Source organism: Geomicrobium sp. JCM 19038, assembly GCF_000698125.1.
GTDB lineage: Bacteria > Bacillota > Bacilli > Bacillales > Marinococcaceae > Geomicrobium_A.
Window position 1 is genome coordinate 1 of sequence record NZ_BAXA01000034.1, and the last position, 1,227, is coordinate 1,227.

The 1,227-nt window shown below is 42.1% G+C and carries 2 protein-coding genes and 1 pseudogene; all 3 read right to left on the reverse strand.

Features of this window, described 5'->3' with window-relative positions; all coding sequences use genetic code 11:
• Positions 1-656, reverse strand: a pseudogene (locus JCM19038_RS23050) (IS3 family transposase); the annotation flags it as partial.
• Positions 617-817 carry a transposase gene (locus tag JCM19038_RS25655; protein ID WP_152549538.1) on the reverse strand — a complete coding sequence of 67 codons (201 nt, stop codon included), beginning with the start codon at positions 815-817 and terminating at the stop codon, positions 617-619. The pseudogene JCM19038_RS23050 and the gene JCM19038_RS25655, both read right to left, overlap by 40 nt.
• On the reverse strand, positions 810-1,184 hold the full coding sequence (locus JCM19038_RS25660; protein ID WP_152549539.1) for a helix-turn-helix domain-containing protein: 375 nt from the start codon (positions 1,182-1,184) through the stop codon (positions 810-812). Before JCM19038_RS25660 ends, JCM19038_RS25655 begins: the two co-directional genes overlap by 8 nt.
• Between the last annotated feature and the right edge of the window lie 43 nt (positions 1,185-1,227).

Below are 1,227 nucleotides of genomic sequence, written 5' to 3' on the forward strand. Positions count from 1 at the left end.
TTCCGGGACATGCTTTGAAAGATTCGGTTTGCTTCCAGCTTCTTCACCCACGCTTGGTGCTGATAATGCCAGCCTTGATCAGAGTGAATCGTGGTTCGGTACTTTGCTTCTTCCTTCAAAAGGTCGATGGTTTGATCCAATGGTTCAAGCACAAGAGGCAGGGTCGGCGTTCGCGCTGTTCCAAAAGAAACGATTTCTCCATTATATAAATCTAAAATTGGATTCAAATACAGTTTTTCATCGTGTGTACATTTAAACTCCGTAATATCCGTCGTCAATTTCTGCAGTGGACCGGTGGTATGAAACCGTCGGTTCAAACGATTCTTCGTCACTGTACCAACCTTCCCCTTATAAGATCGATACCGAGATTTTCTTATAAATTTCTTGCAAGTTAACCCTAACACCCTCATCAGATTTTGAACTTTCTTGTGATTGATATACCAGCCTTCTGAACGTAATTGAGCATGAATTCGACGGTACCCATACCGTCCCTTATGTTGGGTATAAATCTCCTTCATGCGCATCTTAAGAGAGGGATCTGGGTCTGGAAGATCAAAACGTTGGACGTGATAATGATACGTTGACTCTGGTAAATCGACATAGCTAAGTACGTCTTTTAATCGGTATCCTTCTTCTTTGAGTTCGAATGCCAGCGCTGCTTGTGCTTTTCGAGGTAGGCGTCCGGATTCTCCCGAAAAGCGCGGAGCTTTTTTAAATAAGAGTTCTCTAAACGAAGAAGTTCATTCTCCCTCTTCAACTGCTCTTCACGTGACCATTCATGCTTTGTTTGATCATCTTTTTTAGGTTTCTTAGACATCGAAGGGCGTCCTTTCGGCTTCGGTTCTAATCCTGCAATCCCTTCTTTCATAACGGTGTGTTTCCAAGAAGAAATGAGGCTGGACGATTGAGCCAAATCTGGTTGCAGTTTCACTAAGCGAAGCACTATTGCTTTTCATCCAGTGTAAGACATCAACCTTAAATTGAACAGCATACACGGTCTTTGAAGCTTTACGCTTTAACCCTTCCTTACCGAAAGCTCGAAATGCCTGTACCCATTCTTCAATGATTTTCTTCGAAGGAATGTTATAGTTTTTCGCTAATCGTCTGTATCCAAATGGGCCTTGTAGATACTCAAGAACAACTTTTTCTTTAAATGTGTCACTATATTTCACCAAACAAAACACCCCAAAAGTGAGTTTTTAACTCTAACTTTTGGGGTGCGGCACC